General features: G+C 35.1%; 27 protein-coding genes and 1 tRNA gene. 20 read left to right on the plus strand and 8 right to left on the minus strand.

The features are described from left to right. Positions 1-5: 5 nt before the first annotated feature. The 14 genes from FLB_RS02715 to FLB_RS02780 all read left to right on the plus strand — a co-directional run bounded on the left by FLB_RS02715 (position 6) and on the right by FLB_RS02780 (position 9,575). Positions 6-323, plus strand: a complete 318-nt coding sequence (locus tag FLB_RS02715) for a hypothetical protein (protein ID WP_064714425.1) — start codon at positions 6-8, stop codon at positions 321-323. After that, a complete protein-coding gene (locus tag FLB_RS02720) occupies positions 311-1,078 on the plus strand; it encodes a hypothetical protein (protein ID WP_064714426.1) in 768 nt (255 codons plus the stop codon). Before FLB_RS02715 ends, FLB_RS02720 begins: the two co-directional genes overlap by 13 nt. Then, a complete protein-coding gene (locus FLB_RS02725) occupies positions 1,066-1,269 on the plus strand; it encodes a hypothetical protein (protein WP_064714427.1) in 204 nt (67 codons plus the stop codon). Before FLB_RS02720 ends, FLB_RS02725 begins: the two co-directional genes overlap by 13 nt. A 12-nt stretch (positions 1,270-1,281) precedes the next feature. Then, on the plus strand, positions 1,282-1,677 hold the full coding sequence (locus tag FLB_RS02730) for a hypothetical protein (protein WP_064714428.1): 396 nt from the start codon (positions 1,282-1,284) through the stop codon (positions 1,675-1,677). Further along, positions 1,677-2,099 (plus strand): hypothetical protein, encoded by a 423-nt coding sequence (locus FLB_RS02735; RefSeq protein ID WP_064714429.1) that lies wholly within the window; start codon positions 1,677-1,679, stop codon positions 2,097-2,099. Before FLB_RS02730 ends, FLB_RS02735 begins: the two co-directional genes overlap by 1 nt. Positions 2,100-2,107: 8 nt before the next feature. After that, a complete protein-coding gene (locus tag FLB_RS02740; RefSeq protein ID WP_064714430.1) occupies positions 2,108-2,734 on the plus strand; it encodes a peptidoglycan-binding domain-containing protein in 627 nt (208 codons plus the stop codon). A 102-nt stretch (positions 2,735-2,836) separates the two neighbouring features. After that, positions 2,837-3,466 carry a glycoside hydrolase family 108 protein gene (locus tag FLB_RS02745; protein ID WP_064714431.1) on the plus strand — a complete coding sequence of 210 codons (630 nt, stop codon included), beginning with the start codon at positions 2,837-2,839 and terminating at the stop codon, positions 3,464-3,466. Continuing rightward, positions 3,463-3,801 (plus strand): hypothetical protein, encoded by a 339-nt coding sequence (locus tag FLB_RS02750; protein WP_064714432.1) that lies wholly within the window; start codon positions 3,463-3,465, stop codon positions 3,799-3,801. Before FLB_RS02745 ends, FLB_RS02750 begins: the two co-directional genes overlap by 4 nt. Positions 3,802-3,803: 2 nt before the next feature. Beyond that, the gene (locus FLB_RS02755) at positions 3,804-4,358 is read left to right on the plus strand and encodes a hypothetical protein (RefSeq protein ID WP_064714433.1); all 555 of its coding nucleotides are present in this window, start codon (positions 3,804-3,806) and stop codon (positions 4,356-4,358) included. Positions 4,359-4,377: 19 nt separating this feature from the next. Next, positions 4,378-4,860, plus strand: coding sequence for a hypothetical protein (locus tag FLB_RS02760; RefSeq protein WP_064714434.1), 483 nt, complete (start codon positions 4,378-4,380; stop codon positions 4,858-4,860). A gap of 1 nt (position 4,861) precedes the next feature. Continuing rightward, on the plus strand, positions 4,862-7,423 hold the full coding sequence (locus FLB_RS02765; protein WP_064714435.1) for a zincin-like metallopeptidase domain-containing protein: 2,562 nt from the start codon (positions 4,862-4,864) through the stop codon (positions 7,421-7,423). A gap of 13 nt (positions 7,424-7,436) precedes the next feature. Further along, positions 7,437-7,850, plus strand: a complete 414-nt coding sequence (locus FLB_RS14310) for a hypothetical protein (RefSeq protein WP_064714436.1) — start codon at positions 7,437-7,439, stop codon at positions 7,848-7,850. A 9-nt stretch (positions 7,851-7,859) separates the two neighbouring features. After that, positions 7,860-8,906: a collagen-like protein gene (locus tag FLB_RS02775; protein WP_064714437.1), complete on the plus strand. Its 1,047-nt coding sequence runs from the start codon at positions 7,860-7,862 to the stop codon at positions 8,904-8,906. A 9-nt stretch (positions 8,907-8,915) separates the two neighbouring features. After that, on the plus strand, positions 8,916-9,575 hold the full coding sequence (locus FLB_RS02780; RefSeq protein ID WP_064714438.1) for a DUF6734 family protein: 660 nt from the start codon (positions 8,916-8,918) through the stop codon (positions 9,573-9,575). 11 nt (positions 9,576-9,586) lie between these two features. On the opposite strand, the gene FLB_RS02785 is transcribed toward FLB_RS02780, so the two are convergent. After that, positions 9,587-10,810: a tyrosine-type recombinase/integrase gene (locus tag FLB_RS02785; RefSeq protein WP_064714439.1), complete on the minus strand. Its 1,224-nt coding sequence runs from the start codon at positions 10,808-10,810 to the stop codon at positions 9,587-9,589. 65 nt (positions 10,811-10,875) lie between these two features. Beyond that, a tRNA-Met gene (locus FLB_RS02790) sits at positions 10,876-10,949 on the minus strand. A 150-nt stretch (positions 10,950-11,099) separates the two neighbouring features. Here FLB_RS02790 and FLB_RS02795 point away from each other — a divergent pair. Further along, positions 11,100-11,492 (plus strand): START-like domain-containing protein, encoded by a 393-nt coding sequence (locus tag FLB_RS02795; RefSeq protein WP_064714440.1) that lies wholly within the window; start codon positions 11,100-11,102, stop codon positions 11,490-11,492. 55 nt (positions 11,493-11,547) lie between these two features. Beyond that, positions 11,548-12,387, plus strand: coding sequence for an aminotransferase class IV (locus FLB_RS02800; RefSeq protein ID WP_064714441.1), 840 nt, complete (start codon positions 11,548-11,550; stop codon positions 12,385-12,387). On the opposite strand, the gene FLB_RS02805 is transcribed toward FLB_RS02800, so the two are convergent. From FLB_RS02805 to FLB_RS02825, 5 genes are all read right to left on the minus strand, one after another. After that, complete coding sequence (locus FLB_RS02805; protein ID WP_064714442.1) at positions 12,384-12,944, minus strand: YqgE/AlgH family protein; 561 nt, start codon at positions 12,942-12,944, stop codon at positions 12,384-12,386. The genes FLB_RS02800 and FLB_RS02805 overlap by 4 nt on opposite strands. Before the next feature lie 119 nt (positions 12,945-13,063). Beyond that, complete coding sequence (locus tag FLB_RS02810) at positions 13,064-13,336, minus strand: HU family DNA-binding protein (protein ID WP_064714443.1); 273 nt, start codon at positions 13,334-13,336, stop codon at positions 13,064-13,066. 175 nt (positions 13,337-13,511) lie between these two features. Beyond that, positions 13,512-14,459 (minus strand): methionyl-tRNA formyltransferase, encoded by a 948-nt coding sequence (gene fmt / locus FLB_RS02815; RefSeq protein WP_064714444.1) that lies wholly within the window; start codon positions 14,457-14,459, stop codon positions 13,512-13,514. Between the two features lies 1 nt (position 14,460). Next, positions 14,461-16,353, minus strand: coding sequence for an ATP-dependent DNA helicase RecQ (locus tag FLB_RS02820; protein WP_064714445.1), 1,893 nt, complete (start codon positions 16,351-16,353; stop codon positions 14,461-14,463). A gap of 46 nt (positions 16,354-16,399) precedes the next feature. Continuing rightward, on the minus strand, positions 16,400-16,942 hold the full coding sequence (locus FLB_RS02825) for an AAA family ATPase (protein ID WP_064714861.1): 543 nt from the start codon (positions 16,940-16,942) through the stop codon (positions 16,400-16,402). 299 nt (positions 16,943-17,241) lie between these two features. On the opposite strand from FLB_RS02825, the gene FLB_RS02830 reads away from it, so the two are divergent. The 4 genes from FLB_RS02830 to FLB_RS02845 all read left to right on the plus strand — a co-directional run bounded on the left by FLB_RS02830 (position 17,242) and on the right by FLB_RS02845 (position 20,569). Then, on the plus strand, positions 17,242-17,538 hold the full coding sequence (locus tag FLB_RS02830) for a DUF493 family protein (RefSeq protein WP_064714446.1): 297 nt from the start codon (positions 17,242-17,244) through the stop codon (positions 17,536-17,538). Positions 17,539-17,540: 2 nt separating this feature from the next. After that, complete coding sequence (locus tag FLB_RS02835; RefSeq protein WP_064714447.1) at positions 17,541-18,260, plus strand: DUF4290 domain-containing protein; 720 nt, start codon at positions 17,541-17,543, stop codon at positions 18,258-18,260. 44 nt (positions 18,261-18,304) lie between these two features. Beyond that, positions 18,305-19,615 carry a UDP-N-acetylglucosamine 1-carboxyvinyltransferase gene (gene murA / locus FLB_RS02840; protein WP_064714448.1) on the plus strand — a complete coding sequence of 437 codons (1,311 nt, stop codon included), beginning with the start codon at positions 18,305-18,307 and terminating at the stop codon, positions 19,613-19,615. Between the two features lie 87 nt (positions 19,616-19,702). Further along, on the plus strand, positions 19,703-20,569 hold the full coding sequence (locus FLB_RS02845; RefSeq protein ID WP_064714449.1) for a cation diffusion facilitator family transporter: 867 nt from the start codon (positions 19,703-19,705) through the stop codon (positions 20,567-20,569). A gap of 181 nt (positions 20,570-20,750) precedes the next feature. Here FLB_RS02845 and FLB_RS02850 read toward each other — a convergent pair whose 3' ends face one another. Then, positions 20,751-23,240 carry a DUF5686 and carboxypeptidase regulatory-like domain-containing protein gene (locus FLB_RS02850; protein ID WP_064714450.1) on the minus strand — a complete coding sequence of 830 codons (2,490 nt, stop codon included), beginning with the start codon at positions 23,238-23,240 and terminating at the stop codon, positions 20,751-20,753. Between the last annotated feature and the right edge of the window lie 40 nt (positions 23,241-23,280).

A 23,280-nucleotide genomic window follows, 5' to 3' on the forward strand; every position in this document is an offset into this window, starting at 1 on the left:
TAAAAATGACACAAGACATTCTAATTATTAACACAGGAGTAGTTTTTTTGAAACTCAAAAAAGATCAGGACATCACCATTGAGGATGTAACGACTTTGCAAGTAATCAATAGTGGTTTTGTGCCCGTTTTTATCAATGATTTGGAGTTGGCCAGCAAAGAAAGAGCCACGATTGTAGTTTCGGATGGTTCGACTTCAAGAGTGGAATTATCCATTCGTTTTGCACCAACGGATACCAATGGTTCGAGTGAATTTTCAAAATTCAGTTGGAACAAAAAAGAACTAGATATTGTCTATAAAAAATTAATACGATGCAGGAATTAGATCATCTCATAGAAAAATTAAACACCGACCAGTATTCGGCAGTTTCGGTTTTCGATTTGGATACCAATTCGTTTGTGTTTCGCAATAAAACCCATGCTGAAATCACAGCTGATGAAGGAACGGCAGAACAGTTTTTTGAAACCCTTTTTGCCAATGGTCACAAGCGATTAAGTTTGAGTTTGAAGCGCAAAAACGGAAGTACGTTCAAAATTGATGGTCAAAGCTTTGAAGTCAATTTTTCAAAAGATACTTCCGAGCCAATGCCAGCACCTCAAGCACCAAATGTACCACAACAGCCAACTGATTTTTTTCAGAATTCGTATGGTTTAGGAACACTGGACATGATTAATTTATTTGTAGCCAAAGGCGATGCCCAACGATTGTTGACCGAAAATGAAGTCTTGAAAGCCGAAAATAAAGAGTTCAAAAAGCAAAATGAAGAGCTGAAAGAAGAACGCTTGGCATCCAAATATGACATCAACAAAAGCAAAGGCAATCAAGAAATGTTGTTAGGAGCCATTCAGCAATTGCCCGCTTTAATGAGTTTTGTCAAAGGTACACCGCCTGTCGGTTTGGGAAATGCGGTGGAAAGTTTCACTTCACCAGCTAAAAAACAATTTGCAACGGCTTTGCAAAACATAGACGATTCAGTGGTAAACGTCCTAGATAACATCAACAACGGATTGAATTCTAATGCTGAATTCTCGAATGAATTAGCAGAATTATTAAAAAAACATCACTTATGGGAAGCGTAAAACAAAGCATTCAAATCGAAGTGGTTGCCAAAACCCCTTTTGAGTTAAAACCAAAGACATCGGCAATCAAAGAACTCGCCAAACTCGATGCAGAAGTATTGACCAAGTTGGCGGAACTATCCAAAAATAAATCAGCCATCACCCAATTGAAAACCAATTTTGAGATGATAAAAGGTTTTTTAACGGCATAAAACAAAAGGAAGATGGAAAGTACAATGAGGTTGAGCCCAACAGGAATGACCGTTTTGAAAGTGGCACTCTTGGGCGGAATATTTGCCTTTGCCTACTATAAAATTTTCAAAGGATTCCAACAGTTACGAGCCGACAAAAGATACAAACCAAGCAATATCAATGTAACCCAAGCCAAAGCAAGAGCCGAAGCTATTTACACCGCATTGCTGGGTTTTGGGGCCAATTACAAAACCGTAGAGAACAACTTAACAGGTTTGAATCACAACGGTTTTATTATGGTTTACAATGAGTTTGGAGAGCGAAGAAGTGCCACTTTGGTCAAGATGAATTTAGTGGAATGGTTGCAAGATCAGTTCAATGAAACCGACATTGCCAAGTTGCGATTTTTAATAAAAGGATTTTTCTAATGACAAATAAAACGAAAATACTACTAGGCGTATCGGTTTTGGTTATTGGAACAGGGATTTTTTTTCTAACCAAGAAGAACAAAAACGGACAATCGGTTTTAGGTGGAGGAACGAAATATATTGATGAAGGTGATGTGAATATGATTCCAGTTTTTTCAGCCAGCCAAAAAGCCACAGCCTTGTACAATGCCATGAACATTTACACCGGCACAGACGAGCAAACCATCATTGAGGAACTAACAGGAGTTTCACAAGCCCAATTTGGTTTAATCAGTAAAGCCTTTGGACTTAGAAATTACAACCGCTTGTTAGGTTACAATACCATTGGCGGAACCCCATTGCCTTTGAAAACGTGGTTAAGAGAAGAACTGAATGATGCTGATTATCATTTGTTGCGAAAAAAATTTCCAATGTATTTATAATGTAGAATATGAAAGTGAGCAAAGAAAATAAAGTACTACTAGGAACAGCAGTAGTTGGAGCGGGAATTTTAGGTTTTCTGTATTGGAAGAAAAAGAAAAAAGAAGCCGAAGAGGATTTGATGGTTTATACTCCAGAACCCGTAGCACCAGCAACCCCAAAAGTAGCGATTCAACAACCCACAGTAGGAGCCGTTTTAGACAAAAACAAACTATTGTTTAAAGGAAGTAAAGGGCTTGAAGTGCGAGAATTGCAACGTTTGTTGGGCGTTAAAATTGATGGCGATTTTGGCAACATGACCAAAGCAGCACTATTGGCCAAAAAGGGAGTGACCAAAATCAGTCTCAATGGGTATGCTAAAAAGAAAGTAGCCAGTAAAGCACAACCTACTGCTTTTGTTTTGCCCAAAAAAGGACAAAAAGTAATGGCGATTCAAAATGATGTGAGCGTTTTCAATGCGCAAAAAACAGCCGAAGGAACCTATTTCAATACAGGAACCAAGCCTTTTATCGGAGGAAGCTTTGATTATGGAGAACATATCGGAGTGTTTGTTGCTTCAAAAGTGGGCGGTCAATATTTAATCAACCGTAATGGGGTGTATTATTTTGTGAATGGCAATGCCGTAAAACCGTATTAAGATGAACTCAGAAACCAAAGTTGTACTAGGAGCAGTAGCCGTTATCGGATTGTTGTTGCTCATGGGAAATAAAAACAGTGAACCACAAAAAGTAGTATTGTAATGGCAAATTTCAATTTATTTCTACCCGAATTACTAAAAGCAGAAGGTGGCTACCAAAACAAAATTTCCGACCGTAAAGGCAATACCAATTCCTTAGGGCAAATGGTGGGAACCAAGTACGGAATATCAGCACCCGTTTACGAAGCATATATCAAACGCCCACCAACGGTAAGTGACATGAAAAATTTGCCTTTATCTACAGCGGTTTTGATTGCCAAAAAATACTATTGGGATGCTTGCAATGCCGATGAAATTGAAAATCAATCGGTAGCGAATCTTATTGTAGATCATTATTTCAATTCGGGAAAACGAATGTTTGTCAAACAAGTATTGAAAGACCGATTTGGAGCCAAAATAAAAGTAGACAGCAAGATTTCAAGAGATACCATTGCGCTCATCAACGCATCGAATCCAGAGTTTTTGCATTTCGAATTAAAAAAATCCCGAGAGAAGTATTACCGAAGCTTGGGCGGTGTGAATTTAAGAGGATGGCTCAATCGTTTGTCTCGTTTTGTTTTCGAAAAAAAAAAGCCCAAACCGAATAATCACACAATTGCTTTTGCCAAGCCTAGTTATAGCTACGCTTGGGATTGGCTCGTATTTACTAATAAAAAAGCCTTCCAAAAATGAAAAGTACCTTCTTAAATAGTATCAAAGAATATCAGGATTATTTTCTTTTTCTCATTGTGGTTTTGGCTGGCGTTTTTACCAAAGTTTATAATGCCATATCCAAAGGAAAAAAGCCAAGATTGAGTTGGTTTCTTGCCGAAGGCATTATGAGTTTTTTTGTGGCTTTCTCGGTCTATGCCGTATGCGACCAGTATTTGAATTTGAATAAAATTCTAACCTATGTCATTTGTGCTTGGGGAGGTTCCTTTTCCACCTTAATTCATAGTGAGGTTGAAGACTTAATTAGTAGCTTTTTTGATGTGCTAAAAAGTGTCATAAAAACAAAATTTAGATAACCATGAATCCAAATTATCAATCAGAGAATCCATTAAAAACCTTTTTGCAAACGCTATTGGTTTTAGCCTTGGTTTTCATGCTTACCCTTTTAATGAATGGGTGCGCTTCAAAACCTTTAGAAAAAACACATACCATCGAACGAGTAGTAACCTACAAAGCGGATAGTTTGAAAGTAACGGTTGTAAACCAAGCCGTTTTGGATAGTTTATTTATTCAGGTTTCCAAAGTGAAAACGGTAAAACCCGAATGTGATAGTATCACGCAAATGACCATTGACCAACTTTTGATACAGCTCAATAGCAAAAAGAAATCAGGAGATAATGCAATGGGTATTTATTACGATACCATAAAAAAAATGATCGTGGGTTGGCAGAAAATGGCGCAAACCCAAAGCGAAAAGTCAGCGAGTAACAAAACCACAAACGCCATAGCCATTGAAAAAGAAAAAGTTCAAGTACCTGTGAAATACATTCCCATTTGGGTTAAGATTTTGGCGGTTTTGGGAGGAGTAACTCTTGGGGTTTTGGTGTGGCGAGTAGCTAAAGTGTGGGTGTAATTGTTTTAATAATCACAAAATGAGTGTACGAAAAATTATCATCGGTGTGGGCATAGTAGCAGTAGTTGGCTATTTTTTATTGGGCAATAAAATCAAGAAAATCATTGAGCAGTTTCAATTCGTGAAAGTGTATCCAGTGGCTTTCAAAAAGTTTGATGTCAAATGGAATGATGGTGTTCCCTTTGTGACGTTTCTTTTGGATTTGAAAATGGTTAATCCAACCCAAGTGAATTTTGATGCCAATATTGTTGCCGTGACCTTAAAACGCATTTTGTTTTATGACAAAAGAAATATGCTTTTTGGGAGTTCCGAAGTGAATATTAACTCGATCAATATTCCAGCCAATTCCAATATCATACTCAAAGAAATCCCTGTAAAACTAGATTTACAAACCGCTATTACAACAGCAATCACCATTTTACGAAATGATGGTTTCAAAATAAACGAGATTAGAACAGAAGCCGTAGTAAGCATTTTAGGAATCGATTATACACTTTCATAATATGACTTTAGCAGAAGAATTCAACAACTTAAACGGGAAAGTGATTACTAGAGAAACACTTGAAAGTCTATTAGTCAAAGCCGAAAAAGAGCAAAATTCCACTATTTCCAATCGAATTAGAAAAGTGTTGCAAGCCTATATATCCGATACTTTTTTAATTGAATTGCAACATACCGAATCCGCTTTTGGGTTAAATGGTGTGGATGTTCAAGGACATACAGGCTTGTTGAATGGTTTGGATTTTATTCCTGAATCCGAAGATATTGGATTGGGAAAACCCGTTTCTCCCGATGAAATCTATGACATGGTGACCAAGCGTATGATTGATTTAATCAAAGATGCCAACAAAGGTGATTACAAACGAGCATGGAAAGAAGAAGGCTATTTGGTTCCGTATAATTTCATTTCCAAAAAAGCTTATCGAGGGGTAAATGTGGTGATGTTGTCTCCGCTTTTTGGGATGCTGGACAATCCTTATTTTTTGACGTTCAAGCAAATTCAAGAGAAAGGCGGAAAAATCAAAAAAGGAAGTCATGGCTATCGTGTGATTTATTATTCCACCTACGACAAAGAATATTCCGATGCTGAAATTGAAAGATTGAATTCGGTAATTGAAGATAACAAATTAGAAAAAGGCGATAAAAAGACAGTCTATTTCTTGAAATACTACAATGTCTTCAACGGACAAGATATAGAAGGAATCGATTTTGATTTAGAAAATTTTCCGTTGTTAGGCAAAGTAGTGAACAATGAAATAGAAACAGGGGATAACCAAAAGATTGACGTAGCCGAGGCTATTGTAAAAAACTATCCAAAGCCACAACCTGAAATTCTTTTTACAGGAAATAAAGCTTTTTATGTGCCTGCTAAGGATTTGTTGAGTATGCCTGAATTGTCAAAGTTCAAAACTTCGGAGGATTTTTACAGAACCTATTTTCACGAATTAAGTCACAGTACAGGTCATGTTAGCCGATTGAAACGAGAATTGGCCAATGATTTTGGGTCGGCTGAATATGCTTTTGAAGAATTGATTGCAGAGTTTGGAGCCGTGTTTTTATCGGCACAAGCAGGAATTATGTTTTACACCAATAAAAACCACGCAGGTTATTTAAAAGGATGGAATGATGTGTTGTTGCCTAATTTAGAAAACGACAATCGTTTCTTGATGAAAGCCAGTAGCCAAGCCCAAAAAGCAGCAGATTATATTTTGCAACCCGATGCCAACGGTGATTTCTTATTTGTAAAAGAGCTTTTGAAGTCAGAAGGAAAAGAGAATAAGCCGACAGCCAAGCGTGTTTCAAAAACAACTACGCCTCAAAAAGCAAAAGCTACTCCAGTCAAAAAACCAACGCAATCAAAAGTAAAAACGCCAGTTAAAAAGCCAACCAAAAAACCAACACCAAAAATTGACACCAATGCAATCGCTTCTTTGAGAGATATTGGAAACGGTTTTTTAATGATGCATAAAATTGAGCTTAAAGTCACAGAGTACAAAGAAAGTAACGAAGTGGTTTTTGAGCCTAGAAGTTTTGGAAAAATCAATGTGGATGGATTGCTCATCAACTACAACACCAAAACCAAAATTTTTGAAGTAGCAGAAATGCAAGCAGGTAAAAAGGAAGACCAAATCTGGGTGTATTTAGAAACTAAGCAATTTGTAATGGCTTTGAAGGAACTTGTCAAAGGCAATAATCGAAAGCCGAAGAAAATCATTGATATGTCGTTGAAGCCCAAAACGTCAAAGAAAGTTGTCCAACCAAAACAAATAGTTGACAAAACGGAAACGGTGGAAGAACCAAAAATTGAAGGAGGTCAATATGCTTTGTTTGGAGCTGTAAAAGGGAACAAAACCAACCGAAATACTTTGGCTTATAAAATGGCAAACAAGTCTAAAAACGTCAATTATTTCAAGATTGACAACACAGAAATGGCGCAGTTTTTAGGTCAAATTGAGCGCAAGAATAAAGAAAGTGTCGTGATTTCGTTAACAGGTGGACAAGGTTCGATGAAGACCAGAATGGCTTTTCAGTTTATGAATGCCATGGCGCAAAATTATAAAGTGGGTCACGCCAGTATAGAAGAGCATCCCGAGAGTAATTTATATTTTGATAAAGCCGAGCAATATTTAAATGCCAAAGCTTTGAATCATATCGAAGCTCCCGAAGTAAAATCGGTGCAGGAATTAGAACAGCTTATTGCCAAAAACGATGTGATTGTCATTGATAGTTTTACCAAAATGCAGGAAATGCACAAAGGATTTGAGGTAGATAAAGACTTGCGAAAAAAATACGATGGTAAATTATTCCTTGTGATTTTCCAACAAACCACTGATGGTAAAATGCGTGGCGGAAGCAAAAGTCAGTTTGATGCAGATATTGTTTTGTTTACTGAAAAAAAGTCTGATTACCGAGAGAATTATGTCTATGCCGACAAAAACCGCTATCATGACAAACCTTTGGATAGTTTGAAGTTCAATATTTTTAATAAGCGATTAATGCGAAGTGGAACGGAAACACCAACTGTAACCACTAGTAAAAGAAGATTATCATTTAGTGTGAATTAATACAACTGCAAGTATGAAAAGATTAACTGTATCAGAAAGAAAAAAAATTTTAGCCACAATCCGATTTTTGAAAACACAAAGTTGGAATTCAACAAAAAGTGAAATTGTAAGTATCAGAAAACAAATTCACGATTTGCAAAACAAGTTAGAAATGGATGATTTAAACAGTAAAAACATGAGAAGTAAAGGATTAAAAAAACCAAGTGTGAGAGGTTTAAAAACCGTGTGTACTAGAGTAGTAAAAGCCACAGGCTTGAAAGTAGATGGTACACTAAAAAAAGGCTACAAATACATCAAAGGCGGTAAAGTCGTCAAAGTGGCACAACCAAAAAAGCCAGTAAAAAAGCGTGTGGTAAAAAGAGCTGCAAAAGCAAAAACACCAAAAAGGAGAGTAGTTCGAAAAAGAAAAGTTAGAAGAGCGGCTTAATTTGTGAATATGAGCAAAATTGTAAAATTTGTAAAAGATAAAAACGGAAATGTCTTGTTGTTTCGCACACAAGACAATTTCCTAATTACCTCTTTTAGTCCGGCACAAAATGTGGTTGGCGTTCCTTCTTCGGCTTCTATGTTTAAAATCCAATCCGAAGCTTCTTTTGGTAACAATCCTTTTGTAATGGATTATTTGCAGGTAGCTACTGAATTGTGTGAACCAATGATTATGGCTCAAAGCTTCAATACCTTTTTGATTGAATTGGCTGAAAAATTCTTTTTCATCGACAATTGTTGTGATGGTGGAACTGGAGAACAAGGTATTCAGGGAGAGCAAGGAATCCAAGGGGAACAAGGTATTCAGGGAATTCAAGGAGAAAAAGGTGAACAAGGAATTCAAGGTGTTCAAGGAGAACGTGGTTTTCAGGGCGTCCAAGGAGAACAGGGCATTCAAGGTATAAAAGGAGACAAAGGAGAACAAGGACTTCAAGGCGTAAAAGGGGATAAAGGTGACAAAGGCGATCAGGGTATTCAAGGCATCCAAGGAGAAAAGGGAGAGCAAGGAGTACCAGGAACATTGACTTCTCTACGAATTCCTAATCGATTTGAGCCTAATTCGGGGTATAGTCCAAACAATGATGGGTATTCATTAATGGATTATGTTACAGGGAATGGCGAGAGACAAAAGTTTGTTACCCTTTTTAAAGAACAAGGAGCGGCTTCTGGAGTTTTAGGAATTGTTGATACTGATGGGGTATACAAAGCGTTGATGCAATTGTCTACTTCTGAACGTGTAATAGAATTTGCTTATAAGTATGTAAATTTGGTAAATGGTATCAATTATATTACTTTACCCGATACAGCTAAAGGTGAGATAATTGATGTGCTAAGTATTCGCGATGGAGCAGGGAATAACATACCGTTCCGATTTACTAATGTTGAGTATTGGCGAAATGCTAATATTATTGTAACACAAGCCTATTCCAATGTGAAGATTAATTTTTTGGTCAGTCATTTGAAATATTCAGAAGTGCAAATTCAACCCGTTTGGTAGCATTTTTCTATGAGAGTAATTTATACTTATCATCCCATGATCTTAAGTAGAGAATGGGTAAAACCTGATTTTCAACAATGGTTTCTTCGAAAATCTATCAATGATGCTTTGCGGTTTTATTCAGAGGTCTATTTTTATACCAACGATGAATTCGCAAAGCAAATCAAAGATATTCAAGGGATAAATATTGTTATTCAAGAACCTAAGGCCTTTGATAAAGAACTTTGGGCAATGCCTAAAATTTTTGCCTATGAAGCACAAAACACCCCTTTTTTATTCCTTGATTTAGATGTGATTTTAGGACACCAACCCGAGTTTGATTCGGTTTTGGTGGAAAGTATTGACAGTGGTGCTTTTTTTAAAGAAAGCTACAGACAAGCCGAAAAACACCATACTCATGCCTATAACATGGGAGTTTACGGTTGTAAAGATTTGAGCTTCAATACTGAATTTTGTAAAAAAGCGCATCAATTTATTGCTGATAATTATGAAAAGTTTGCTAAAAAAGGAATCCTTCGTTTCATGCCCATTTATTTCGAACAATTAATGTTGGCTGAAACCTTGAAAGAATTCAACTTAGAACCCAAACTAATTGACAACCCTAATTATGTTCACTTAAAAAACCAAAAGTGGGATCTTGAAACGTATAATAAAATGCTCAAAAAATAGAAGAAAACTATTTATTGAGCATTATTAATATGTTGTGAATAATCCTCAGGAAGTACCGCATCAATATCACGTAAATATTTATCCAAAGCAACCATAGTTTCGTGACCTGTAATTAACATCAATTTACTTTTAGCTTCAAATGGTGTAGAGTTTTTTACAAATTCATGGTAAAGCTTAGTAATAAAAGTGTGTCGAAAACTATACAATCCATAATCTTTGCCTAAGCCTAAACTATCTTTTACTTTTTTGAATCGTTTACTGAAATAATCTCTTTTGTCCGTTTCATTTGTTGCCCAGTCTTGCCCAATTCCATTGGGAGTAAACAAGTAGCTCTCAGGATTGAATTTCTCTAAGTCAGGTAAAGTAGAAAGTAATATCTCGGGAATGATTTTCACTTTTACCGCTTTGTTTTTCGCTCTGACATAAATCCTTCTATCTTTTACGTTTACATCTTTAATTTGCAGACGAACCACTTCAACGGGGCGTAAATGATTATAGGAAATGAACTGGATGAACAGCAACAACAATTCATCATTACTTTTTAGATAGTTGAAAATATCAACTTCTTGTTCACTACTATAGGTTTTATTTCTCTCAGGATTGGATTTTAAGACATTGATTTTTTTGACAAAATTGTCAGGAATAATATCGTTATCCTCCAATGATTGAAAAAACATAGATAAAATGGCTCGTGTATTATTACGATTTTTGGCACTAGTTGTCGATAAAACGCTATTCAAAAACGTCACAATTGTTTTTTTGTTAACTGCTGTAATGTAACGGTTTTCGAAACCATTGGACAAAAGCCATTTTTCAAATGATTTAATTCGAATTCTGAAATCTCTAAAACTATTCTCCTTTAATGTGTTTTTCTTTAGTTCTAAAGAGAAGGTAACAGCATCTGCAATTGAATAGTTTTTTGCATCATCAACAGGAACATAATCTTCATCGTATGGATTGAAGCCATTTTCTAAAATATTCTCAACCGCTTTAGCTAAAATTTTTATAGCGTTTTTGCGTTCCTTAAGATTTTTGAATTTGTTTACTCCAGCATAGATCGGAGTCTGTCTTTCTAGCTTGTCAGTTGCAGGGTTTCTGTAGGAATAATACACATACCAACGCTTCGATAAATCACCGTTTGCATCGTATATTTTAGGTGCTGAATATTGACTTTTGTATTCCAAATCGTATGCGTTAGCGTATTCATTTGATAAGAGGTCGATAATTTTAGGCATAAAAAAACGGTTTTAAATTGCTTTAAAACCGCATAAAATCTGTGTTTTTTGATTTTTCAACCTAGTAGCGAGACCGAGATTTGAACTCGGGACCTCAGGGTTATGAATCCTGCGCTCTAACCAACTGAGCTATCTCGCCATATTCTGGTTAATTGAATAACCCCTGAATGCGGGTGCAAATATAAAAATAAAATTAGAGTTGACAAGCATATTTGTGTAAAAAATATTTTTTTTTAAAATCGTTTTATTTTGGCTTTATATTCTTATATTTCCAAAAAAAAAAGTAAGTATGGATCAAAAAGTAAGATATGAGATTGAATTCCCTATAAACTCTTCACCACAATTATTATATCAATATATATCTACACCTTCAGGGTTGGCAGAATGGTTTGCTGATGACGTGAATTCAAGAGGAGAATTTTTTACTTTCATTTGGGATGACACACAAGAAAAAGCAAGATTAGCTTCAAAAAAGTCAGGAGAGAAAGTTAAGTTTAGATGGGTAGATGATAAAAATAAGGATACGGAATATTTTTTTGAATTGCATATTCTTGAAGATGAATTGACTAAGGATGTTTCCTTGTTAGTTGTCGATTTTGCTGAAAAGAATGAAGTAGCTGAAGCTTCTCAATTGTGGGAAAATCAAATTTCTGATTTAAAACATCTCATCGGTTCCGTGTAGTAAAAGTCTATTTTTAACTATATCTTTGCCCTAAACTAATTTTAGGGCTTTTTTTATGATTAATTTTAACGGAACACTACTGGATTCAAATACAAATTTGTTAGAACAAAATCGAGGTTTTTTGTATGGTGATGGTGTATTTGAAACAATGAAAGTTATAGATGGTAAGATTTTATTCTTTGAAGATCATTATTTTAGATTAATGGCTGCGATGCGAATTGTTCGTATGGAAATCCCAATGACTTTTACCTTAGAATATATTGAAGAACAAATACTAACTTTAGCCAAAAGTAATAAATGTGAGCAATCCGCTCGTGTTAGAATTACAGTTTACAGAAACGATGGGGGATTTTATTTGCCTACGAATAATTCAGTTTCATTTCTTATCCAAGCTACAGCATTAATTCAGTCTATTTATAGCATTGATGAAAAGCCCTATGAAGTAGATTTGTATAAAGATTTCTATATCTCAAAACAATTGCTATCTACCTTAAAAACTACCAATAAAATGATTCATATCACAGGTAGTATTTATGCTAATGAGAATGACTTAGATAATTGTATACTTCTAAATGATGATAAAAATGTGGTGGAAGCTTTACAAGGTAATTTGTTTATGAAAATGGGTAATAGGTTAATTACGCCACCAGTTAGTGAAGGGTGCTTGAATGGTATTATGAGAAAACAAATTTTGAGTTTAGCGAAAAAAGAAACTGATTTAGAAGTTGTTGAACAAGTTATCTCGCCCTTTGATCTTCAAAAAGCAGATGAATTATTTATAACTAATGTGATTAGGGGAATACAGCCCGTAACAAAATATAGAAAAAAAGAGTTTGTAATAGGCACTGCCAAAGTATTGAATGAAATACTCTTACAACATTTAGAGAAGAATTAGTTTGAATATGGATTTTCTGGAGCATTAGACCAGATCAAATAGTCGCCACCTAATTCCATTAATTGTTCTTTCCAAAAATGAGTTGGTGATTTTCCTATTATTTTATTTTCATAAGAGTTTTTTGTAATTATCCATGAATTGTCTTCCATTTCATTTTCTAATTGTTTTTCTTCCCAGCCAGTATAGCCTAAGAAAAAACGGATGTTGTTTTTTCCAATTAAACCAGTATTGATTAACTCTTTTGTCGATTCGAAATCACCTCCCCAATAAATTCCATTGGATATTTCAACGCTATTTGGAATAAGGTCTGGAATGTTATGAATAAAATACAAGTTGTCTTGTTCTACAGGACCACCATTGTATATTTTGAATCGGGCTTCAATTTCCGGAATCAAATCGTTGATAGTATATTTAAGAGGCTTGTTTATGATAAAACCTATAGATCCTTCTTTATTATGATCTGCTAATAATATTACAGACCTATTAAATGATAAATCGCCAATTAGCGAAGGTTCTGCTATGAGCAAATGTCCTTTTTTTAATTTATCTGTTATCATGGAAATTTGATTTTTTATTAAATTTAGCTAAAATTAATTTAGTTAGCCAAAAATAATCGTTCAAATGCAAAAAAAAACCTTCCATAGGGAAGGTTTTAATGTATTATAGTTAGAATGGATTAGTTTACTGCACCTTCTAAATCTGCTCCAGCTTTGAATTTTACAACATTTTTTGCTGCAATTTGAATAGTTTTTCCAGTTTGTGGGTTTCTACCATCTCTAGCCGCTCTTGAAGAAACTGACCATGATCCAAAACCTACTAAAGATACTTTTCCTCCTTTTTTCAAGGTACCACTTACATTTCCTAAAAATGATTCTAATGCTAATTTCGCAGCTGCTTTTGTAATTCCTGCATCAGCAGCAATAGCGTCGATTAATTCTGATTTGTTCATAATAAATAGTTATTAATTGTTGGTTAAAATGTTATTAGAACAAATTTAGTAGGATTTACGTTCCACACAAGTGTTTTTGTGATTTTTAGTTAAATTTGTTAATAACTTATTTTTTTTGTTCATAAATGACTTGTTGTAAAGTAATGAACTTTGCGAATGCCTGTTTTTACTGAGTTTAAGACACTATGCAATTTTCGGAAAAATTAATTCCATTTAATAGTTCTACCGTCTTCATTCTTTTTTTTCCTGGGAATTGTAAACTTAAAATTTCTATATAACCATTTTGTACGGCTACTTTTAATTCTTTTTTAGTGCAAATGACGCTCCCAATAGGGCTGGAATGAGATACTGTTTCTATTTTTGACTCATAAATCTTTACATTGTATTCAGTATTGTGGTCATTAAAATAGCACCAAGCGGCGGGATAAGGACTTAAACCACGAATCAAATTGTGTATGCTTTCTGCAGATTGATTCCAATCTATTTTGCAATTTTCTTTATTAAGTTTATAGGCGGTTTTAATTTCTTCATTATCTTCCTGAATGGTAGTAGTAGCCTTCTTGGATTCGATAAGCCTTAAGGTATCTATAACTGTTTCGCTTCCAATATGCATCAGTCGATCGTGCAACATTCCAGCATTTTCTTCTTTTTCAATCATTGTTTCTTTGCTAAGAATCATAGCGCCAGTATCAATCTTGTCATCAATAAAGAAAGTAGTAACTCCAGTTTTGGTTTCTCCATTGATGATGGCCCAATTGATTGGTGCAGCTCCTCGATAATTGGGTAATAAGGAAGCGTGAAGATTAAAGGTTCCTAATGCTGGCATCTCCCAAACTACTTTTGGAAGCATTCGGAACGCCACAACAATTTGTAAATTGGCATTTAATGCTTTTAACTCCGCCAAAAAGCTTTCGTCTTTTAGATTACTAGGTTGCAGGATCTTTAAATCTTTTTCTAGTGCATATTCTTTTACTGCAGAATATTTGATTTTTTGTCCGCGTCCTGCTGGTTTATCTGTCGCGGTAATTACCCCAACAACTTCGAAATTATTTTTGACTATTGTATCTAGAATTCCTACGGCAAACTCGGGAGTTCCCATAAAAACGATTCGTAATTTTTCCATTTTATTGTAAAGTATATTTATTGTTGGGTAGAATTTTAATCTTGTTTTGCTCTAGCAAGGTTTGTAGTGCAAAGATAATAGCATCCGCACTTTTTTGAGTCTTTTTTTCGAGTTCTCTTGAGTTTGAATCCTCTTTTTGTAAAAGTAAAAGGATAGTGTTTGATAACTCTTGATCAATATTTGTTGGTTTTGCATTCGATATGCAAAAAGAGCAAATACCGCATTCTTGGTTTGATTTTTCTCCAAAGTAATCAAGAAGTAGCTGATTTTTGCAATGATTTTTATTTTGGATATATTCGATAACACTAGCAAGATGTTCTTTTTTTAATTGATTTTGCTGGTCCAAATGTTTGATTACCCGATTGATCGTTCGTTCATCTTCTCTAACTTCATTGAAAACAATTGTAGCATCATTGTTTTTTGCGTGATACTCAATGATTTCTTTTTCAGCTAATTTTTTCAAAACCAAATGAACGGCATCATCCTTAACGCCTGCTTTTTTGGCGATTAACGAAAGGTTGAAAGGAGTTTGCATTTCGTATATTCCTGGATAGGTTCTTAGGATAGCCAGAATGATTTCTTCGTCATTTGGATTAAGACTAATGTATCGAATGACTTCTTTAGACGGAATTAGAAATTGCAAGGTTATTTTTTCTGAAAATTCTTGTGATAAATTAATTATACCTTGTTGGTCCAGAAATTGCAACGCTTGATATGTTTTTAGAATGGGAAAACTATATTTTGAACAAAAATGGTTTAAGTTAAAGGTGAATTGCTCATTTATGCCTTCACCATAAGCGATTTGGAAATAATTGCAAAGCTTCACAAAAGCCAAATTCAAAAAGGAACGATCCGGTAAATTATGGATGAATTGTGATGCTGCCTGGATGCTATCCGATGGGCTATTCAATAAAATGGCAAACGCTTTGTTTCCGTCTCTTCCCGCTCTTCCCGCCTCTTGGTAATAATTCTCTAGATTTTCTGGTAATTGAATATGAATAACCGTTTTTACATTTGATTTATCGATTCCCATTCCAAAGGCATTGGTAGCTACAATAACTTGAACCTCTTCATTCATCCATCGTTGCATGTTTTTTTCTTTCTCTTTATATGATAAACCACCATGATAATAAGTAGCTCTAAATCCTAAAGTATTAAGTTGAGCAGCCATGTCTAAACATGATTTTCTGTTTCTTACATATATAATAGAGGGGGCTGGGTTTTTAATCAATATTTGTTGTATGCGATATAATTTGTCTTCGACTTCAAAAACCATATAGGCTAAATTTTCTCTAGCAAATGATTTTTGAAATACAGCGGGTTGTTTTAAATTGAGATCTTTTATGATATCTTCTTTGACTTTTGGTGTAGCTGTAGCTGTCAATGCCAAAAAAGGGATTTTTGGAAAATGTTCTTTAAGATGGCTAATTTTTAAATATGCAGGTCTAAAATCATGACCCCATTGCGATACACAATGCGCTTCGTCAATAGCGATTAAGTTGATAGGGAGATTTTTGATTCTGTCTAAAATCCAGTCTCCTTGAAGACGCTCAGGTGAGAGGTATAGAAATTTGTAATTGCCATATTGACAATTGTCTAGTAAATCAATAATTTCTTCCGTTGCTATTCCGCCAGTGAGGGCAATGGCTTTGATATCTCGCTTCTGGAGGTTGGCTACTTGGTCTTTCATCAAAGCGACAAGAGGTGAAATGACAAGACATATGCCTTCTTTCATTAAAGCGGGGACTTGAAAACATATTGATTTTCCGCCTCCTGTTGGAAGAATGGCCATGGTATCTTTGCCGTTATGAACCGATTCAATAATGTCCTGTTGAAGCGAACGGAAGCTATTGTGTTTCCAATATTTATTTAGAATTTGTAAGGCTTCTTGCATGGATTTCAGTTTCGTTCGAACTAGAAATCTGTTTCCGATTTCTTGATTATTTGCTGGAAATTCGGTCTAAGATAAAAAGAATTCTGTTATCAACCGTATCTTTTGGAACTTCGATTAATTCGTAGCCATAGTTTTGATAGGTTTCTTTCAGGTGTAAATATATTTGTTGGGCTTGTTCATAATTTTCGTAGCGTTCGCCATCACTTTCGTATATTTCTTCCCATGGCGGGAGCATGAATATTTTTGAATAAGCACAAGTTTTGCAAGCTTCTTCAAAATGGGGTGGATACGAATCACCAATAAAATTCATGTAAGCAACTACATCAGGTACGCCTCTGTCGATAAAAACCACAGTATGTGATTCGTTTTGTGCGTCGTTAAATTGTTTAACTCTTCCCTCGAGAAGTTTTTGACTAAACAATATTGGGTCTTCCAGAAATAATTGGTCAATTCCTAGTTTTTTGGCTTCGGCAGTTACTTGTCTGGAAATTTCTGGATAGCAGCAATGTCCCAAAGCTGTAAGCTGATTGATGATAGTTGATTTTCCCGTTCCAGGACCTCCAATAATAACGATGATTTCTTTTTGCACGTTTTGTAAATAAGGGCGCAAATTTACCTAAACTTATTGGTTTTCAAAACATTTTTATGAGGATTATTTATGATATAAATGTCTGTTGGCTTTGATTGAGGTTTTGAAAATAGGTTAGATGTAAATGTATTGGTAGTGAGTGTTTTATTTTTGATAAATTTTTTCTAGTAGCACTAAATATTTTTTGGGATAGTGATGCATTGTCATAATGGAATATTCTAAAAAAAAAACTAAAACCTAGTTGTAAATTCTTAAATCTGCCCTCAAAAATGTATATTTGCGTTTATTTTAAATTAGTAATGGATAAAGACAAAGAAAAAGAGACCGCTGCTTTTTATGAAAGATTACAAGTAGAATTAGATAATAGTAATACTTGGCCTGCAGAATACTTGTTTAAGTTTATCGTTCCTTCAGTAGAAGGAAATGTTAAAAAAGTAGAGGAGGCATTTAATTGCATGGGAGCGGTAATTAAAACTACAAAATCAAAAACGGGTAAATTTACCAGTGTTTCTGTTGATGTAACCATGAAAAGCTCACAAGAAATTATCGAAAAATACCAAGAATTATCTACAATTGAAGGTATTGTTTCCCTATAAATATGATCGAAAAATATAAAAAAGAGAACGCCAATGATGTAGTGTATCATTTAGAATATAATTCTGAAAGAAAACATTTAATCATTCCTGAGTATGGTCGTCATTTGCAAAAATTGATCGAGCAAGCTACTGATATTAAAGACGATGAAGAGCGTAATAAAGCCGCTAGATACATCATTCAAGTGATGGGAAGTTTGAATCCACATTTGCGCGATGTTCCAGATTTTCAGCATAAGTTATGGGATCAGTTGTTTATTATGTCCGACTTTCGTTTGGCGGTAGATTCTCCGTATCCTATTCCGTCGCGTGAAGTTTTGCAACTGAAACCTGAGATTTTGCAATATCCTCAGAACTATCCTAAGTACAGATATTATGGAAATAATATTAAGTACATGATAGATGTGGCCAATAAGTGGGAAGAGGGCGAAATGAAAAGTGCTTTGGTAAAGGTAATTGCCAATCACATGAAGAAATCGTATTTGAGTTGGAATAAAGACACTGTAAAAGACGATGTTATTTTTGAGCACTTGTATGAGCTATCTGGCGGGAAATTGAATTTGTTGCAAAGCAAAGAAGAGCTTTTGGGAACTACGGATTTACTTCGAACCAACAAAAGAATGTCGAATAAAATTACGCCTTCCAATCAACAAAAAAATCAGAATAATAAAAACAAATCGGGCAAAACACCGATACATAAAAATCAAAACAGAAAACAACAGTAATTATATTTTGGGTAATTATTGATTAATATAAATTGGTATAACAAATGGGAATTTTCAAGATCGAAGGTGGAATTCAATTAAAAGGAGAAATCACCCCACAAGGAGCAAAAAATGAAGCGTTACAAATTTTATGTGCCGTATTGCTTACTCCAGAAAAAGTAACTATCAATAATATTCCGGATATTATTGACATCAACAAGTTAATTACTTTGTTGGGTAATTTAGGAGTTAAAATTCAAAAAAACGGAAATAGTTCGATTACTTTTCAAGCCGATGAAGTAAATATGGGGTATTTAGAAACTGAAGCTTTTAAAAAAGAAGGCGGTTCTTTACGTGGTTCGATTATGATTGTTGGACCATTATTAGCTCGTTTTGGTAAAGGCTATATTCCTAAACCAGGGGGAGATAAAATTGGAAGAAGAAGATTGGATACCCATTTTGAAGGATTTATCAATTTAGGCGCTAAGTTTAGATACAATAGAGAAGATCATTTCTATGGAGTAGAAGCTCCAGATGGACTTACAGGTACAGATATGTTATTGGACGAAGCCTCAGTAACAGGAACAGCTAATATCGTAATGGCTGCTGTTTTGGCGAAAGGTACAACTACAGTTTACAACGCTGCTTGTGAGCCTTATTTGCAACAATTATGCAAAATGCTGAACGCCATGGGTGCTAAAATTTCTGGTGTTGGGTCTAATTTGTTGACTATCGAAGGAGTAGAGGCATTAGGTGGTTGCGAACACCGTATTCTTCCGGATATGATTGAGATTGGTTCTTGGATAGGATTAGCAGCAATGACCAAATCTGAGATTACGATAAAAAATGTAAGTTGGGAAAATCTTGGCGTTATTCCTAATGTATTCCGTAAACTAGGGATTACACTAGAGAAAAAAGGAGATGATATTTTTATTCCAGCACACGTAAATGGTTACGAAGTTAAAACAGATATTGATGGTTCTATTTTAACCATAGCAGATGCGCCTTGGCCTGGTTTTACTCCAGATTTATTGAGTATTATTTTGGTAGTAGCGACTCAAGCAAAAGGAGATGTGTTGATTCACCAAAAAATGTTCGAAAGCCGTTTGTTTTTCGTTGATAAATTAATAGATATGGGAGCAAAAATCATTTTGTGTGATCCCCATAGAGCGGTTGTTATTGGTCATGATTTCAAATCGCAATTAAAAGCAACTACAATGTCTTCACCAGACATTCGTGCGGGTATTTCGTTATTGATTGCTGCTTTGTCAGCAAAAGGAACGAGCACTATTCAAAATATTGAACAAATTGATAGAGGATACGAACGCATTGATGAGCGTTTAAGAGCTATCGGAGCCAATATTGTAAGAGCTTAAAAAGAATAATAATTTCAATGAATCGTTTAAATTAGTTTTGTTTTTTTTGTCAAAGCTAGTTTAAACGATTTTTTAATTGACAAAACAATGACAAACGAACAAACAGCTATAAAGGCAACTTATTTTAGTATTATTGGTAATACTTCTTTGGCTATTGTAAAAGGATTGGCTGGTTTTTTTGGTAATTCTTATGCGCTAATTGCCGATGCGATTGAATCTACGACTGATATTTTTGCGTCTTTTTTGGTGCTTTTTGGAATCAAATATTCTAATAAACCTGCGGATGATAATCATCCGTATGGACACGGTCGTGCTGAACCTTTGATTACGTTTTTGGTAGTTGGTTTTTTGATTACTTCGGCTACGATTATTGCCTATGAGAGCATTCAAAACATAGGGACTCCTCATGAATTACCCAAATCTTGGACACTTTATATTTTGGGAGCCATCATTATTTGGAAGGAATATTCGTTTCAGTTAGTGATGAAAAGGAGTAAAGAAACCAATAGTTCTTCTTTGAAAGCCGATGCTTGGCATCATAGGAGCGACGCCATTACTTCGGTAGCGGCTTTTTTAGGTATTTCTATTGCGCTTTATTTCGGTAAAGGGTATGAATCTGCCGATGATTGGGCGGCTCTTTTTGCTTCTGGTTTTATTTTGTACAATAGCTATAAAATTTTTAGACCGGCTTTGAGCGAGATCATGGATGAACATCTATATGATGAATTGGTGGAGGAAATTAGAGTCGTTTCCTTAACGGTTCCAGGAGTTATAGATACTGAGAAATGTTTTATTAGAAAAGCTGGAATGCAGTATCATGTAGATTTGCACGCAAGGGTAGAAGGTACCATTACAGTTAGAGAAGGACATAATATTGCACATGATTTAAAAGATACCCTTCGAGCGCAAATCCCTTCTTTGGGACATGTTTTGATTCATGTAGAACCGAATTAATTTTAAGTCACTACGAAAGCAAAAAGGTAGAATGCTTCCTTTTAGCCCCGGTAGTAGCGGCATCCTTTTTTTAATAACCCTTCTGGAGTTTTGAATTCTAGAAGGGTTTTGTTTGGGTTATTAAAAAAAGATATAGCGGATGACGGGACTTTGCCGACAAGAAAGCCTATTCTTTCCGCTCCTAATCTAAAATATTCAAAAGCTTTAGTCCAAAAATTACGCCATCGCCTTGAAAACCATTTTGGTAAGAACGCACATAATCTACTCTAAACTGTTTGAATTTTCCAATCCCTAAGTTGTCAAGACCTATGCTGACTTCTTGATAAGGTTTGCGATTTGGAACGGCTAAATTGTGAAAACCGAGCATTAAACTGCTTTTTAAAAGGTTGAGTCCTGGTATTTTGTTCATGATAAAACCATTGTCGCTGTACTCTGAATGGAATTCAAAATACGCATCGTTTGTGCTATTGCTGTAATAAGGTAACAGGTTGAAAACGTTTAAATAGCGTTCGGTTTGGCCAATTCGTGTTTGATTGCCATTGAAATGTTTGTAATCCATAAAGGCAATATTTTCGGCATTGAAGAATTTGCCCGCTCTTAGATTTACACCCAAATCGCCTTTGTTGGCCAACGGAAGGTCATACAGAATACGTGCACTAATTAAATCGTACGCGTAGTTTTTTTTGCTAGCAGCAAAGGCTTTTTCGTAGCCTAAAAGTACGGTTGGATACTTGTCGTTTCGGAGATTAAATTTTCCGTCAGGGCGCGAAATGTATTGGTTGCCAAAGTTAATGCGCCAGTTCAAATTGGCTTTTAGTAACTGATGAGTTGTGAAACCAGCTGTTGAATCATCATTAGGATCCAAAGGGTTATTCGAAGAATAAAAGTCGTCATTTTTGATAAAGGTATAGTTAGTAGTATTAAATAAAGGTTTGCGTTGGCTGTATTCTAGTTTTCCAGTAAAGTTGATGCCGTTGGCGATGTTTTGAGAATATGCTATATTGAAAAACTCTTTGTTGTACAATTTTATAAAATTGTTTTTGAAGAAGAGTGTACTTATCGAATTGATAAAAGGCGAGATAGGATTGCTTTCGTTGAATTGTTTAACAGCCGTTCCTCCAGCAACCCAAATTGTCGCATAATTTTGATTGTTAAAACGATGGCTAAAATTCCCGACCACCCGAAGACGCTCATCTGAAAAACCATAATTGAAAGTCGTTGCAAGGGCTGTGCTTTTGCCAGATTCATCATCCCATTTACGATACGTAAACCCAGAGTCAAGATTGAAACCTTGAACCGTATTGAAAGTTAGTGAGCTTACATCTAGTAATCCAGCATAATCGAACGACCATTTTTTGAAAGTATTTCGATAATTATAGCCAGTAATAGGGGCTAATAGTTTGAATTTATTTCGTTTTTGGTCGATAGAATCCAAATAGGTTTTGGACGAACGGATGGTTTGAATGCTGTCTTTTTTTATATAATCTTTGCTTTCTTCTTCGGTGAGTGGAATGGGTCTTGTGCTTTCCCAGAAAGTGTCTTCTTTTTTGTTGGCATTGTTTTCAAAACTTACAATTTCATTGCCAAAGGTCTTTTTATCAAAAGCGTCAAAGAATTCATAATTGCTGTACACATAGTTGAAAGTGCCTGAGAATCCGATCCCGAATGCACCAGCGGTAAAAGCTAAACTTTGGGCATTTTTGCTCCAAATTTTAGTTTTGGAATTGTAATTGAAGTTTTGTTTTAAGGTCATTACTTCGGTGAATTCATTGCGCATACGATAGCCTTTGATATCGAAATCAACGGCATAAATCGCCCAACTGTCTTCTACAATATAAATGTAACCTTCAAAAACGGGCTCTTTGTCGCGTCTTGGAATGACTTTAATTTTATTGATTTGATGATTGCTTTCGTCAAAAAACGTGCTTTCGAGTTTGTATTTGTAATATTGAAAGGCATTGCTGGCTATGGGCGAAATCATTTTTACATCAAAATCGATCGTATTGTCATAAAAATCATAAAATGAAGAACGAGCGGTATTGTAACTAAAGCCTTTGTCATTTCCTGATATTTTAGAGGCAATAATTCTTTCTTTATAGTTGTTTGGTTTTTCGAAGGTGAGTTTTGATACGGTTTCAGATAAGTACAAAATACCGCTTCCAGTTGAATCTAAGCCAGTGGTCATTTCGTCTGGCATTTCTATTTTCATTCCTAAAATCTTTTTAGGCAGATTTTTGATTTTGAACAATCCACGCGAATAGAAATCGGCGGTGAATCGAGCTGTTTTTTCAGCGTTTTCTTTACGTGCTGCAATCGCACTTTTGATAATGGCGTTAGCGGGATTGTTCTTGGGATTGATGACTACTTCGTTGAGGTTGTAATTCTCTTCCGATAACTGAATGTCAATTGTAATTGGTTTTTTTTCGTAATGAATCGTTTTCTTTACGGTTTTAAAGCCAAGGAACTGAAATAGTAAGGTGTACTCGCCTTCTTTTTTCAGATTAAGTTCGTATTTTCCTTTGTCGTTGGTGGTGGTTCCTGAATAGGAATTTTGAATAATAACGGAAACAAAAGGTAAAGGAGTTCCTTTTTCGTCAGTTATAGTTCCTTTTATTTGTGCAATAAAAGGCGAAGAAGTTAAAAATAAAATAAAAACGTAAAATTTTTTCATCTGCTTTTTTTGGTAAAATTAAACAGATGAAAAAACTTAC

It is taken from the genome of Flavobacterium succinicans, assembly GCF_001662485.1.
In the GTDB taxonomy this organism is placed as follows: Bacteria; Bacteroidota; Bacteroidia; order Flavobacteriales; family Flavobacteriaceae; genus Flavobacterium; species Flavobacterium succinicans_A.